The 15,569-nt window shown below is 42.2% G+C and carries 12 protein-coding genes; 11 read left to right on the top strand and 1 reads right to left on the bottom strand.

Annotated elements, in window-relative coordinates:
* Positions 1-2: 2 nt before the first annotated feature.
* From Q0993_RS07250 to Q0993_RS07275, 6 genes are all read left to right on the top strand, one after another.
* Entirely contained in the window at positions 3-1,172 is a 1,170-nt protein-coding gene (locus Q0993_RS07250; protein ID WP_299531269.1) for an N-acylneuraminate cytidylyltransferase, read from the top strand.
* Positions 1,162-2,031: an N-acetylneuraminate synthase family protein gene (locus tag Q0993_RS07255; protein WP_299531270.1), complete on the top strand. Its 870-nt coding sequence runs from the start codon at positions 1,162-1,164 to the stop codon at positions 2,029-2,031. Before Q0993_RS07250 ends, Q0993_RS07255 begins: the two co-directional genes overlap by 11 nt.
* 114 nt (positions 2,032-2,145) lie before the next feature.
* Positions 2,146-3,573, top strand: a complete 1,428-nt coding sequence (locus Q0993_RS07260; protein ID WP_299531271.1) for an HD domain-containing protein — start codon at positions 2,146-2,148, stop codon at positions 3,571-3,573.
* An 80-nt stretch (positions 3,574-3,653) separates the two neighbouring features.
* Positions 3,654-4,685, top strand: a complete 1,032-nt coding sequence (locus Q0993_RS07265) for a heme A synthase (protein WP_299531272.1) — start codon at positions 3,654-3,656, stop codon at positions 4,683-4,685.
* 29 nt (positions 4,686-4,714) lie between these two features.
* A complete protein-coding gene (locus tag Q0993_RS07270; RefSeq protein WP_299531273.1) occupies positions 4,715-5,209 on the top strand; it encodes a hypothetical protein in 495 nt (164 codons plus the stop codon).
* Positions 5,210-5,293: 84 nt separating this feature from the next.
* Positions 5,294-6,352, top strand: a complete 1,059-nt coding sequence (locus tag Q0993_RS07275; protein WP_299531274.1) for a nucleoid-associated protein — start codon at positions 5,294-5,296, stop codon at positions 6,350-6,352.
* A 140-nt stretch (positions 6,353-6,492) separates the two neighbouring features.
* Here the strand turns inward: Q0993_RS07275 and Q0993_RS07280 are convergent, their stop codons facing one another.
* A complete protein-coding gene (locus Q0993_RS07280) occupies positions 6,493-7,578 on the bottom strand; it encodes a hypothetical protein (RefSeq protein WP_299531275.1) in 1,086 nt (361 codons plus the stop codon).
* A 92-nt stretch (positions 7,579-7,670) separates the two neighbouring features.
* On the opposite strand from Q0993_RS07280, the gene Q0993_RS07285 reads away from it, so the two are divergent.
* From Q0993_RS07285 to Q0993_RS07305, 5 genes are read left to right on the top strand one after another with little or no spacing between them, the layout of a single operon-like run.
* On the top strand, positions 7,671-8,573 hold the full coding sequence (locus tag Q0993_RS07285) for an ABC transporter ATP-binding protein (protein ID WP_299531276.1): 903 nt from the start codon (positions 7,671-7,673) through the stop codon (positions 8,571-8,573).
* 7 nt (positions 8,574-8,580) lie between these two features.
* Positions 8,581-9,414, top strand: coding sequence for an ABC transporter permease subunit (locus tag Q0993_RS07290; RefSeq protein ID WP_299531277.1), 834 nt, complete (start codon positions 8,581-8,583; stop codon positions 9,412-9,414).
* A 26-nt stretch (positions 9,415-9,440) separates the two neighbouring features.
* Positions 9,441-12,155, top strand: coding sequence for a T9SS type B sorting domain-containing protein (locus Q0993_RS07295; RefSeq protein ID WP_299531278.1), 2,715 nt, complete (start codon positions 9,441-9,443; stop codon positions 12,153-12,155).
* Between the two features lie 51 nt (positions 12,156-12,206).
* Positions 12,207-13,943, top strand: a complete 1,737-nt coding sequence (locus Q0993_RS07300; RefSeq protein ID WP_299531279.1) for a T9SS type B sorting domain-containing protein — start codon at positions 12,207-12,209, stop codon at positions 13,941-13,943.
* Between the two features lie 18 nt (positions 13,944-13,961).
* Positions 13,962-15,431: a T9SS type B sorting domain-containing protein gene (locus Q0993_RS07305; RefSeq protein WP_299531281.1), complete on the top strand. Its 1,470-nt coding sequence runs from the start codon at positions 13,962-13,964 to the stop codon at positions 15,429-15,431.
* Positions 15,432-15,569: the final 138 nt, after the last annotated feature.

A 15,569-nucleotide genomic window follows, 5' to 3' on the forward strand; every position in this document is an offset into this window, starting at 1 on the left:
ATATGACTAAATCGATAGGATTCATTCCCCTTAGAAAAAACTCCAAAGGTATTCCGGGCAAGAATAAGAAAAAACTGCTGGGCAGACCTTTGTTTACTTGGGTTTTGACCGAGGCCATTTTTTCCAATTTGGATGAGGTTTTCGTTTTTACGGACGATATGGGAATTATAGAATATGTAAACACCCATTTTAATTGGTCGGCCAAGGTAAAGTGTCTAGAACGGTCTTCGGAAAATGCCTCGGACACAGCTTCGACTGAGGCCGCCATGCTGGAGTTTTGTGAAAAAGTAGAAACAAATTTTGATGTTTTCTGCTTACTGCAGGCCACATCGCCCTTGACGCAAAGAACGGATATTGACCGAGGGTTGGAAAAATTGCAAAAGGAAGGATATGATGCCGTTTTAAGTGTGGTAAACACGCATAGGTTTACCTGGTCCAAGGATGGGAAACCACGGAATTATGATGTTTACAAGCGTCCTCGTCGACAGGATTTTGAAGGTCTGCTCATAGAGAACGGCGCCGTATATTGTACGACCAAATCTGGTTTGTTGACCTCCAAAAATCGATTAAGCGGAAAAATCGGCCTTATAGAAATGTCGGAGGATACGTTAGTTGAAATCGATTCTGAAACTGATTGGCAAGTAGTGGAGCAACTATTGATTTCAAATTTTAAACACAATAAATCAGCACAACGTATCAATTATTTGATTTTGGACGTGGATGGGGTATTTACGGATGGCCGGGTAACCTTCAATAGCGAAGGGGAATTCTCCAAAGTATTTGATATGCGAGATGGAATGGGACTCGAAATATTGAGACAACATGGTGTACAGGTCATGGTAATGACCTCCGAGAATTCCGACGTTGTAGCGCAACGCATGAAAAAATTAAAGATAGAGGATGTCTTTCTTGGTATAAAGGACAAGTATTCCTGTTTAGAGGATATTTGTTCGGAACGGAACATTTCCTCTAAGGAAATTGCATATATCGGTGATGATATAAACGACCTTAGCAACATGCTTAGGGCGGGCTGGTCCCTTTGCCCTTCCAATGCTACCAGGCCCATTCAATTCCATGCGGATATCGTTTTGAAAAACAAATCGGCCGAAGGTGCTATCCGTGAGGCATCGGAATTTATTATCAATTATAACCTAAGATTTAATGACCTATAAAGAGCCCTATATTATAGCGGAAATTGGCTGCAATCACAAAGGCGATATGAAGATTGCCAAGGAACTCATTAACATGGCCAAGATTTTTGGTAATGCCAATGCCGTAAAATTTCAAAAAAGAAATAATCGCGAACTCCTTACCAAGGAACAGTACAATGCGCCGCATCCGAATCCAATAAATTCCTACGGTGATACCTATGGTGCGCATCGAGAATTTTTGGAATTTGACATTGACCAACACCGAGAACTTAAGGAATATTGCGAAGAAATTGGCATTACGTACTCTACCTCGGTCTGGGAGATCACCTCCGCTAGGGAAATGGCAAGCTTGGAACCGGACTTTCTCAAAATTCCTTCCGCATGCAATAACAATTTTGAGATGTTAGGCTGGTTGTGTGATAACTACCAAGGGGAAATCCATGTTTCAACCGGGATGACCACCAAGGATGAAATTGAGAACCTCGTTGATTTTTTTGATATTCAAGGTCGAGGGAAAGATGTAGTGGTATACAATTGCACCTCCGGTTATCCGGTCCCTTTTGAGGATATTTGTTTACTGGATATTGTAAAACTTCGGGGGAAATACGGGAATAAGGTAAAGAGCATAGGATTTTCCGGTCATCATTTAGGTATTGCCGTGGACGTTGCGGCCTTTACTCTCGGAGCCCATATCATTGAACGGCATTTTACCTTGGATCGAACCTGGAAAGGTACCGACCATGCCGCATCATTGGAGCCCATGGGATTGCGGAAATTATGCCGAGATCTTAGGGCAACCCATAAGGCATTGACGTATAAGAAAAAAGATATCCTAGATATTGAAAAAGTACAGCGGGACAAATTAAAATATCAAAAATAATCGGTAGTTTTCGATGCTTTTGATTTAAAAAACCAACCCTTTCGTCAGGTACAGATCATTACTTTTAACCCCTTTACCTGTCTCATAATGGCACTTTCCGAAATGGTATACTAAATGGAACAACAAAACCACAAGAAGGTACTTATAAATCCAGTTTTTACCACGATTGCCGACGCTGCCAAGGAACTTGGGGTAGACACTTATGTAATAGGTGGTTTTGTACGGGATTATTTGCTGGACAGGGGTATTCCCAAGGATATCGATATTGTTGCCGTTGGAAGCGGTATAGATCTTGCCAAAAGGGTTGCTTCCCTTCTTCCCGGCAACCCCAAAGTTTCCGTATTCAAGAATTTTGGCACCGCTATGATAAATCATAAGGGGCAGGAATTGGAGTTTGTAGGGGCGCGAAAAGAAAGTTATCATAGGGAAAGCCGGAAACCGGTGGTTGAGGACGGTACCCTGGCAGAGGACCAAAAGCGAAGGGACTTTACCATTAACGCCTTGGCGCTATCCTTAAATGAAGAAGACTTCGGCACTTTGTTGGATCCGTTCAATGGCTTGGGCGATCTTACTCGAAAACTGATCCGAACCCCATTGGAACCGGGAATTACCTATTCCGATGATCCCTTACGAATGATGCGGGCCATTCGGTTCGCTACACAATTGGGATTTACAATCCATAGCGACTCCCTTGCGGCCATTATCGAACATAAACAACGTATTAAAATCATCTCCCAGGAACGGATTGTGGACGAACTCCATAAAATCTTGGGAAGTGAAAAACCTTCGGCCGGTTTTGCCTCGTTGTATGAAACAGGACTTCTGCAATACATACTTCCGGAACTTAAGGCCTTGGAAGGTATCGAGGAAGTTGAAGGCCAACGTCATAAAGATAATTTTTGGCATACCTTGGAAGTTGTGGACAACATTGCCAAGACCACCGAAAACCTTTGGTTGCGCTGGGCGGCCTTATTGCACGATATAGGTAAAGCTCCTACTAAAAGATTCCATAAAAGAATTGGCTGGACCTTCCATGGTCATGAATTTGTGGGCTCCAAAATGGTGTATGCCCTGTTTAAAAGGCTCCGTATGCCCCTGAACGAAAAGATGAAGTTTGTGCAAAAAATGGTACGTATGAGTTCCAGACCTATTATACTTTCCGAGGACTTTGTCACAGATTCCGCAGTTCGTCGGCTTATCTTCGATGCAGGGGATCACCTAGAAGACCTGATGACCCTGTGTGAAGCGGATATAACTACCAAAAATCCGAGGAAGCAACGAAAATATAAAAACAACTTTAAGCTGGTACGCCAAAAAATAGTTGAAGTCGAGGAACGTGATCATGTGCGCAATTTTCAACCTCCTATCGGCGGGGAGGAAATCATGCAGACTTTTGGCCTAAAACCTTCCAGGGAAATTGGCATCCTAAAAGAGGCCATCAAGGAGGCTATTTTGGAGGGTGTTATCCCCAATGAATATAGCGCCGCCCAAAATTATATGCTTCAAAAAGGAAATGAAATGGGCTTAAAAGCTAAAATATAAAGCAGAAAATCCACAAAGTATAGTTTTGATTCTCCATACTGACGTAATTTTGCAACGTACAGAACCGGATATCTCTTTTTATGCATAAAAGATTTAGAAAAATTGCCAAAGTCTCCTTGGTGTTGGTGTACCTGGTCATCATAGCAGGGGCGGTAGTGCGGATGACGGGCAGTGGTATGGGTTGTCCTGATTGGCCAAAGTGTTTTGGATATTACATTCCACCGACCCAGGAATCCGAACTGCAATGGCAAGCGGAAAAGACATACAAAAAAGGGCAAGTAATTATTCGAGATGAAACCCTTTTGGTAGCGGAAACGGATTTTATGACCTCCTCCGCTTTTGAGGAGGAAAACTGGACGGCCTACACCAAACATGATTACGCCATTTTTAACCCATGGCATACTTGGATAGAGTTTATTAATCGGCTTTTTGGAGCGTTGGCCGGCTTGGCTACTTTCATTCTGGCCATCTTCTCTTTAAAATACTGGAAAAGAACAAAGTGGATTCCTATTTTTTCATGGCTGGTGGTATTTGGCATGGGATTTCAGGCATGGTTGGGCGCCACTGTCGTTTACTCGGTATTGGAGCCGGTTAAGATTACACTTCATATGGTCATGGCATTGGTCATTGTGGCCTTGATACTATATGTGATATATTTATCAAAAAAAGAAATACCGGCATTCCCGTATGACCGTACCACATTTGCCATTTTAACTTCCGCTCTTTTACTTACCATAGTACAAGTTGTATTAGGTACCCAGGTGCGACAATTTGTGGACGAGCAAATAGACTTGGTCGGTGAAAACCCGTATTTATGGTTGCAGGACCCTTCCTTTCAATTCTATGTACATCGATCATTCTCCATAGTAGTTGTCCTGATCAATTTGTATGTAGCGTATCGTATCTACAAATTAAGCTTGAACCTTGCCAAAATCAATTGGGTCCTTTTGATCTTATTGGCCGAAGTTATTACCGGAATGGCCATGTATTATTGGGATTTCCCCTTTGCCAGTCAGCCTTTGCATCTGGTACTGGCTTCCCTGCTTTTTGGAGTTCAGTTTTATTTGGTACTGGAAACCTATAATTTCAAAAGAAGTCCCAAATCTTTGTAACTTTGCCTTCACCCAAAAAGTGAAAGCAAATGATTTATAAAATCAGGATAATCCTGGATGCAGAGGAGGATATTTTCCGGGATTTGGAGATCAGCGCGGAAAACACCTTGGAAGATTTTCACAACGCGATAACCCAATCCTTTGGCTTTTTAGGTAGTGAAATGGCCTCTTTTTATACTTGCGACGATAATTGGAACCAAGATGAGGAAATAGCCCTTTTTGATATGACCGAAAACGGCTCGGACGTTCGCCTTATGAACGAAACTTTTTTGGAGGACATCCTTACCGAAAAGACCCCAAAACTTATCTATGTATATGATTTCCTTAATATGTGGACCTTTTTTGTAGAATTGGCCGATATCGTAAAAAAAGAAGATGGACGATCGTATCCCAATCTGCTATTCAGCTTTGGTGAACTACCGGAAAATCCACCTGAAAAAAACTTTAAATCCGACCCCAAGTTTGATTTTGAGGACACTTTTGAGAATTATGATGATCTTGACTTTGACGAGAACTGGAATTGATCATCTCGGTAATTCACCACTATTTTTCCGCTGACCTTTTCTGTATTTTAATCCTTACGCCTAACCCAAAACATCATCCGTACAATGCTAAATTTGTATTCAACCCAAATCGAAACGATTTCCCTGCACAGAGTTGGTAATAAAAATAAGAACGAGGGCATTTTTTTGTCCGAAGAATCTCTTATTTTGAACGATGAGACCACTGGTCTTCTAAAAGAGTATTTTTTTAAGCCGTTTCGGGAAAAAGAGGAGAACTACTTCAAGCTGTCCCATGAAGTTGATCTTGAGTTTAATGAACTTTTTAAAATTGTTACCGAAATTTTTAAAGATCGCGACGGCATCCATTTGAATTCCAAAAAAATTGCCACCCACCTTTTTGAACAATCCAACCATCCCCATATAAAGAGTGGAGAGGTTTACGTGGCCTATCTCACCGGTATAATGCTGGACAATACCAAAGTAGATGCCGTTGGCATTTTCAAAAGCGAGCTAAAACATGATTTTTTACAGTTCAAGGAAAGGAGCGGCAATCTGGACATTGTCATTCAACAAGGAATCAATGTTAACAAATTGGACAAGGGTTGTCTTATCTTCAATGTACACCAAGAAGAAGGCTACAAAGTCTTGTCCGTTGACAGTAATCGGTATGATACCAAATACTGGCTGGAAAACTTTTTGGGTGTTGATGTATTGGCAGATGAAAACTTTTACACCAAAAACTATCTAAAGTTTTGTCAAAACTTTGCCAAGGATGTTGTTTTGCCCGCCGAGGACAAACAGCAGGAAGTCCTTTTTATGAATAAGGCCGTTAACCACTTTGCCAAAAACGATGCCTTTGAGGAATCCAACTTTCTCAACGAAGTCATGGAAAATCCTGAACTTATTCCCGAATTCAAACACTATAAGGTAGAAAAAGGGCCAAAGTACAGCATTGAGGACGTTTCCAATTTTGATATTGCCAACAAAGCTGTTTCCGATGCACGGAAGAAAATCAAGAATGTCATTAATCTAGATACCAATATCCAAATAAAACTGGATTTCATCAATCCGGAATCTGCCGAAAAATTTGTTGAAAAAGGCTGGGACGAAGAACGGCAAATGTACTACTATCTGGTTTATTTCAATAAGGAACAGAAAAGTTAACGCAGTCTCATTTCGTTTCCCGAATAAAGTTGTCATTAGGCCGGTAAACGCGTCTTACATCATCTTGTTTTCGAATTCATGGATCCGGGGATAGGTTCTCTGGAAAAATAGGGGTATTTAACCGTGATTGCTGCCATTAATTATGAAACATCGAACTTTTTCTCGATAATTTGCCGCATACTCACATTTTCATAATTGCGTTTTACAAAATTCAAGGCTAGATCCAATATCTCTCCCATGGTGCTACACTGCCTAAAATCTTTATCAAGTACAAGTTCATAGATCTGCTCCTTCAAGAGATCTACGTTTTCCTTTACACTTATAACATCCGTTTTACAGGCATTCCTAAGCTTTTTTAAACGATTTCCGGAGCTGAGTATACGCTTGGCCACAATGGAACGCTCCTCAATTTTATATTGATCTACGGAATCCTGTAATAGCTTTTTCTGTACCATTTCTACCATTACAAAGTTCTCCTTGAAGAATTGAGGGAGATAAACCTTCAGTTTGCCTTCAAACGATTGTTGATCAAAATCTATGGCCCTAATTTTATATACCACATGATCAAAATCATGTACCGGCATGATAACGTAGTTGTAGGACCGCATATCCCCCAATAACCGTATCATACAGCGTTCATTGAATTTCACAAACTCCTTGGCCAATTGGGATTTCTCCGATTCGGAACAATTGGGTAATATGTCCTTGATGAATACATCTCCCGGAATCCCTGCTATATGTTCCTCTATTAAGGTATCCTCATGGACCAAAAAATTAAGATGATAGGGAGAAAGCATATGCTCCAGTTCCAATCCATAGATTCGCGAAGCATCCGTTTTCTTTACGTAGAAATAGGTGAAGTTATCATTTAAGATATTCCGTACTTTGATGCGAAAGGGTTTTGAATTCCCAAAGGTGCAGAAATCAACGGCATCGACATTGAGGTATTGGAAAATCCGGTCGCTGCCGTCCGAGTGTAATATGGAATATACCATTTTTAGGCTCAGGTCTATCTCTTCCCTATCGGAATCCGAGTAATACACGCGTACCCATAAAGTATCTTCCCCTTCGGCATCATACACTGCTACAGAACCTGCGAAACGTAGCAAATCCTCATAAAATATGGGAATTTCAATTTTTCGATTGTATTCCCCCAAGTACGCGTCCAGCTTTTCGCTGACGGGGTAGGCCGGTTTCTTTCTGGACATCAACTTTTCATCCTCCATACTATATTTTTTTTGTTTTAGAGGCCCTGATCGTAACAAAGTTAAGCTTTCCTCGTCAAGTTAACATAAACCATCCCAAAAGACCTTTAAATTTGGAAAAGATACTTACCGTCAACAAACTTACCAAGAAATTCGGCTATCTCACCGCCGTTAAGGACCTGTCATTTTCCATTGAAAAGGGCAACGTCTATGGTATTTTGGGGCCCAATGGAAGTGGCAAATCCACAACTTTGGGTATTGTCCTAAATGTGGTAAACCGTACTAGTGGGGACTTTTCGTGGTTCAATGGGAACACCTCCACCCATGAGGCACTTAAAAAAGTGGGCGCGATAATTGAGCGACCCAATTTTTACCCCTACATGACCGCTGTCCAAAACCTAAAGCTTGTTTGTAAAATTAAGGAGGTGTCCGACGATAAAATCGAGGAGAAATTGGAACTTGTGGGGTTGCTGGAACGAAAAAACAGTAAGTTCCGTACCTATTCCCTTGGGATGAAACAACGCTTGGCCATCGCTTCGGCCTTACTTAACGATCCCGAAATCCTGATTTTGGATGAACCCACTAATGGTCTGGATCCCCAAGGCATCCATCAAATCAGGGAGATTATCAAGAAAATTGCATCCGAGGGCACTACCATTTTGCTGGCATCACATTTGTTGGACGAGGTAGAAAAAGTGTGTAGTCATGTGGTTATCCTTAGGAAAGGCGAAAAGCTTTACTCCGGCCGTGTGGACGGAATGCTGGCTAGCTACGGTTTCTTTGAACTCAAATCCAATGATCTGGACAAACTAAAATCCATCTTGGAGAACAATGGCAGTTTTGGTCAGATTAAAATGGAAAACGGCCTACTGACGGCATTCCTTAAGGAAGAGATGAACGCAGAAGTATTGAACAGACTTCTATTTGAAAAAGGGATTGTGCTCTCCCATTTGGTGAAAAGAAAAGAGAGCTTGGAAGAACAGTTCCTAACTCTTACCAAATCCCAGAACAACTAAAATACTTATGATCCGACTACTGCAAATAGAATTTATAAAACTTTGGAACAATAGGGCTAGTAGAGTGTTGATTCTTTCATACTTTATCTTGCTTACTTCGATTGCCCTTGTGGCCGCCATTAAATTTGATATTGGGCCCATAAAGTTCCACTTGGCCGAAATAGGAATTTTTAATTTCCCCTACATATGGCACTTCAATACCTTCGTAACGGCCTTTTTCAAACTGTTTCTGGCCATTGTAATCGTTTCCATGATGGCCAATGAATATAGCAACAAGACCATAAAACAAAACTTGATCGATGGATTATCCAAAAAGGAATTTATACTTTCAAAGTTTTTGACGGTACTTTCTTTCGCGTTGGTTTCAACGGCATTTGTATTCGTCGTGTCGTTGATATTGGGACTTGTCTATTCCGATTATGACGAACTGCCCATCATATTTTCCGATCTTGAGTTTGTACTTGCCTTTTTCGTGAAATTGGTCGGTTTCTTCTCCTTCTGCCTATTTCTCGGCATTTTGGTCAAGCGTTCCGCATTTGCCCTTGGTTTTTTAATCCTTTGGCAAATTTTGGAGGGCATAACAAGAGGCCTTATTCGATGGAAACTCTTAGATGCGGAAACCACGGAAAGGGTCATGGGGTTTTTCCCTTTACAGGCCATGTACAATCTTATCAAGGAGCCTGTCACTAGATTGGAGGCCGTACAAACGGTGGCGGATCAGGTAGGAGAAAAAATTAATTTGGATTATCAGGTACATGCCTACGAAATTCTTATCGTACTCTGCTGGACGGCGATTTTTGTCTATTTATCCTATGCATTATTAAAAAAGCGTGATTTGTAGTATCTTGTAGTGTTTCGGGAAACGCTATGAATAAGACTATTGCACTCCTCCTCTGGTTAGGGATAACATTTCCTGTCTTCATTTTTGGGCAAGGCGAAACCTCCACCTGGTATTTTGGGAATGGTGCGGGCATCTTGTTCAACGATGATGGAAGCGTTTCTCCCTTGACCAATGGTATGCTTGAAACCTTTGAAGGGTGCGCCACCATTTCGGATAGTTTTGGAAATTTGCTTTTCTACACTGACGGTATTACGGTATACGATCGCACACATTCCATTATGGAAAACGGAAGGGGACTTTACGGAGATCCATCCAGCACTCAATCCGCCCTTATAGTTCCGGCTCCATCAAGTCCCGAAATCTTTTACATTTTTACCGTAGACACCTCCACTTTTGAAAATGACCCAGATAGGGGACTGAACTACTCCGTAGTGGACATTTCCCAAAATAGCGGAAATGGTGCAGTTACTGAAAAAAACATAAGCCTTCTCAAGGATTGTTCCGAAAAAATTACAGCAGTAGTAAAGGATTGCTCAGACCAATCTATATGGGTAATGACCTTGGCTTCCGAAACCGGTTCCCGGGGATTTTTAAATACCTATCATGCCTTTGAGGTAAATGCCAATGGAGTGGTGGAAGATGCCATCCGAACAACTTTTGGCGACCTTAAGACTGAAGACCCTAGAGGCTATTTAAAGTTTTCTTCGGATGGGACTAAAATGGCCAGTGCCAATATGCGATTTGGGCTCTATGTTTATGATTTTGATGCAGAGACCGGAAAACTTTCAAATCAGAACGGGGTAACGCTACCGGTAGGGAGTAAAAACCCTTATGGTATTGAGTTTTCGCCCAACGGAAGATACCTTTATGTGCATGCATCAAATGACCTACAAGCGGATGTGGGCCACAGTTCTTCATTGTTCCAATTGGATATGGAGGCAGAGGATTTATCCAGTTCATCCGTGGTATTGGATAAAAGAGCTATTTATCGTGGGGCCTTACAATTAGGAAGCAACGGCAAAATTTATAGGACCCTATCCGAAAACTATTTTACCGGTTCATCTTTTTTAGGAGTGATCAATAAACCCAATGAGAGAGGTATGGACTCGGAATATATACATAACGCCATTTCACTGGATGGAAAAAGCGCCACACAGGGACTTCCACCTTTTATCCAGTCTTTTTTCAATAAGATAGAGTTGATTCAAAATGAGGACGGAACCACAAGCAGTTCACTGGATTTATGTGAAGGGCAACCCTTTTTGCTAGAAACGGAAAGCATTGCCGGAGCCGTATATATTTGGAAAAAAGATGGTGTTGTTTTTCAAAACCCGAGTACAAATAGCTTTCAAATCAATGCGGCGGACGAAACCCATTCGGGAAAATATAGCTTGGAAATTCTATTACCAGATCCCAAGGCATGTCCTATTCTGGGGGAATCCCTTATAAATGTTCATCCCCTCCCACCAAACGGGCAACTTACCCTAGTGCAATGCGAGGTGGATATGGACAAACCTACCGATGGGATTACTTCCGTCAATTTAAATCAAATAGTGCCAGGCCCGGAATATACCTATAGTTTTTTTGAAACCGTACAGGATAGAAATCTGGATATTCCCATCCTCAACCCGGAAAGATTTGTCAATACCCAGGCATTTGATCAAATCATACATTACAGAGTTACCAATTCTTTGGGATGTGAAAATTTTGGGGAGATACAGGTTGAGATAAAATCCGTTGATCTTGAAGAAACAGCTCCAATGGCATATTACACCTGCGATGATAATCCTGTAGACGAAATCCTTGTAGGCACTTTTGATCTTGAAAATTTCGGAAATAGAAATTACCCTCAAGGCGAAGTGGTCTTTTATCAGAACTTGGAGGATGTGGCACTGGAGCAGAACCCCTTACCCAGCCTCTATAGTACGGAACCGAAGATGATCTTTGCCCGTCTCGAAAATTTGAATCAGTGCGAGGATATTGTGGAAATTGATTTAAGGGTAAATGCATCACCTTACTTTACTATCCAACCCGTTCATAGGCTTTGTACGGATAATCCAAACTTACGTATTACGGGACCCTATGGATTTGACACCTATACCTGGTTTAAGGAAGACGGAAATTCGCGAAGCGTGATTTCCAACGATCAACAAACGGATATTCATGAAGTTGGGAACTACACTTTGGAGGTGGCATATGTTTATGACGTTAATAGGGAAAATCTAATATGTGCCCGTCAGAAAGACTTTACCGTGTTGCCCTCGAACAAGGCCCTATTGGAAGATATTCTAATTGAGGACATATCAGAAAACAATACCGTTCAGGTTGTGGTTTCGGGGGATGGCGATTATGAGTTTTCCTTGGACGAGTCCCCCTACCAGGACGAAGCTTTTTTTGATGACGTAACACCCGGATTTAGAACCATTTCCGTTAGGGACAAAAACGGTTGCGGTAGTATTGAAAAACCAATATCGGTAATAGGATACCCCAAGTTTTTTACCCCGAATGGGGATGGCGTAAACGATTTTTGGCAGATTATCGGAGTAGATCAACGTTTTCAGGCCAATACTTCAGTGACCATATTTAATCGATATGGAAAACAAGTTGCCCAAATAGGGCCGGGAGATATTGGGTGGAACGGCACATACAACGCTAAAGTATTACCCGCCTCTGATTATTGGTTTAGTGCTATTCTTGAAGATGGCAGGGAATTTAAGGGCCACTTTGCCTTAAAAAGATGAATGGTCAAAACTAATGGGAAAAGAAAAAATTGCAGAAGGCTAAATTGTAAAATGCTCAAAAAAACCCTTTATATCATTTGTTTTCTATACGTCAATCATGGCATCTACGCACAGTTGACATGTCCTGATTTGACCGGTCCCATGGACGGGGGCCTTAACGTACCTGTGGATAGTGGTATCTCTTGGAATCCCGTGGACGGAATCACCAGCTACTTGATCAGTATTGGAACATCGCCCGGGGCAGGCGATATCATCAATCGTGCCGGCACAGGAAATGACACGACATATACGCCACCCTTCGGACTTCCCGAAAATACCGTAATTTATGTAACGATTACCCTTTTCGTGTTTGATGGAGCAGATGTTATCTGTACTGTAGGTTCCTTTAGAACGCAGGATGTTACCACACCCCCTCCTTGTACTTCTTTAGAGTTTCCGATGGATGGTGCCACGGATGTTGATATAGGCACACAACTAAGCTGGAACTATGCCCCAAGCTCCACCGGGTATAGGCTTATCTTAAGTACCACTCCGGGTGGAAATGATATTGTGGACGAAACGGTGATGACCTCACTAAACTTTGAGCCTACAAGCGATTTACCGGTTAATACGGAAATCTTCGTAAGAATAATTCCATTCAATGAAAACGGTTCGGCCCCTGGGCCATGTCCGGAATATAGTTTTATTACCGGCGCAGTATCGGAAATACCCGACTGTACTAGGCTTACCAATCCGCTTGACGGTGCTGTCAATATTCCATTGAACTCTACTTTGGAATGGGAAGAAGTGCCAGGAGCAGATGGTTACCGCATTTCCATTGGAACCTCTCCCACAGATAACGATATTTTGGATAATGGAATTTTCAACAGTACTACGGCAGAACTTTTGGACTTCCTGCCTAGACGGACATTCTTTGTAACCATAATCCCTTTTAATGACGGAGGTGATGCCCTAGGATGCGTTCAGGAATCGTTTTCCACGATTTTGGGATGCGACCCTTTTGTGGATTCAACCAGCGGTGAACTTGTTTCCTTCAGTCCCCAGATAGATTTCCCAAACGTTGTTTCCTTATGTTTAAACGATGGTCCCCGAAGCATAGTGGCAACCGATCAAGCCGATGGGTATCGCTGGTACCAATTAAACACGGACGATACGGAAACCCTGATCTCACAAACATCCGAAGTACGCATTTCCGAAGAAGGTAGCTACCGCTATGAAATTTACAATACGGTTTCCCAACCGGGAAGCGTTTTTGAATGCTCAAGCACAAAGGAATTTGCGGTAATCTCTTCCGAAATCCCCGATATAACCAATATTGATGTTACGGAACAGTCCGCAGGCTTACGCATCATAGTAGAAGCCGAGGGTATTGGTGATTACGAATTTGCATTGGACGCCAACGGTCCCTTTCAGGATAGCAATATTTTTGATAACCTTCCCCAAGGTACGTATACCATTTTTGTGCGGGACAAGAATGGGTGTGGTGTCGCTGAGCGTAGCTCCAACAATGGCTTAAGCCCTGATGATTTTCCAAAATTCTTTACGCCAAACGGGGATGGCGTCAATGATTTTTGGCAGTACGATCCCGTAATAGATATAGAAGAAGTCGATTTGCAAACGATTTATATTTTTAATCGTTTAGGGGCCTTATTGACGCGAATAGATCCCAAGTCCCAGGGCTGGGATGGCAACCTTGATGGCGTACCTCTTCCGTCATCCGATTATTGGTTCAAAGCCAGATCCACGGACAACAAGGAAATAAAAGGACATTTTTCGCTAAAACGATAACCTATACCAAATAGGACAATGACCAGGTACATTGATAAAATACTACAATTTCAAATTCTCTTAATGCTGATATGCGCCGTATCCTCATTTGGACAGCAATGCCCTCGACTGATTTATCCTCCAGACGGCGCCGTAGATGTTCCTGTTGACGCCACTATTAGTTGGCCAAACGTCAATGGCATTACGGCCTTTATATTTTCCCTAGGCTCCACTCCGGATGGAGAGGATATATTGAATAGGCGTACCTCTGGTCCAATTGACTCTTACATCCCCCCTTTGGGCCTTCCGGATAACACACAAATATACATGTCCATAATTTTACAGTTTGAGGACGGTTCCACCCAAGTTTGCCCAGGACAGACCTTTAGTACAGAAGATGTTACGAGTCCTCCTCCCTGTACTACATTGAGCGAACCCTTAAATGGGGAAACGAGCGTTTCGTCCAATACTCCAATACAATGGAATTACGCATACGGTGCCACGGGCTATAGACTTTCCATTGGAACTGCACCTGGCGCACAGGATATTCTTTCCAACTTTGATGCGGGAAATACACTTTCCTATAAACCTGTGCTTGATTTGCCCTTGGACACCGAGGTTTTTGTGAGTATTGTTCCCTACAATGAAAATGGTAATTTAGGTCCCTGCACCGAAGAAAGTTTTTTCGTAAATGAGAACGCCAATTTCTGCGAACCATTCTTTGACAGTTCCCAAGGTGGACTTGTAAAACGAAGGCCGGATATAAACTTCCCGGATAGGGTAGCAATATGCCGGGGAAATTCAGCAACGGGGATTGCCACTGAAGACATTGCAGATGGTTTTAGATGGTTTAAGATACATGACGATGGCACCGAAACCTTCCTTGCCGAGGGGCCGGAAGTAAATCTATCCGAAATTGGGAGGTATCGTTATGAGGCCTACAATGCCATATCCATATCCGGGAGTACTATAGAATGTGCCGCTTCCAAGGAATTCTTGGTTTTCCTCTCAGAGGCTCCCATAATCGATGGTATCGATGTTATGGGCCCATTCGATAATCGGGAAATTAGAATAAACGTCGGTGGTTCGGGAGATTATGAGTTTGCATTAAACGACCCTAATGGTCCCTATCAAAATAGTAGCGTCTTTACCAACGTTTCGGAGCGAAGACAAATGGTCTATATCCGGGATAAAAATGGCTGCGGGATAACGGAAGGGGTTATTGCCCGTGAACTTTCTGTGGACGATTTTCCGAAATTCTTCACGCCGAACGGAGATGGTATCAACGATTTTTGGCAGTATATTGTGCCTGAAGAGGATGGGGAGATAAAGGTGGACCGAATTTGGATCTTTGATCGTTATGGCTTTTTAATCGTTCAGATAGATCCTTCCTCGGAAGGTTGGGACGGAAGTTACCGGGGCAAGGCACTCCCATCATCCGATTATTGGTTTAAAGCGGTATCTTCCAGCAACCAAAATATCCGGGGGCATTTTACCTTAAAGCGATAAAACCGGTCTTAAGACTTTTCAAAAAGCATTCTCAATTTCGACCCTTTTTGTAATTTTAAGCGATGAGATTTACTTCTCAAAAATTCAAGAACGGTTCGAAATATCTTTAAGTCCAAATCTGATTTTCTAAAAGCCACG

This window comes from Ulvibacterium sp. (assembly GCF_028285715.1).
Classification (GTDB): Bacteria; Bacteroidota; Bacteroidia; order Flavobacteriales; family Flavobacteriaceae; genus Ulvibacterium.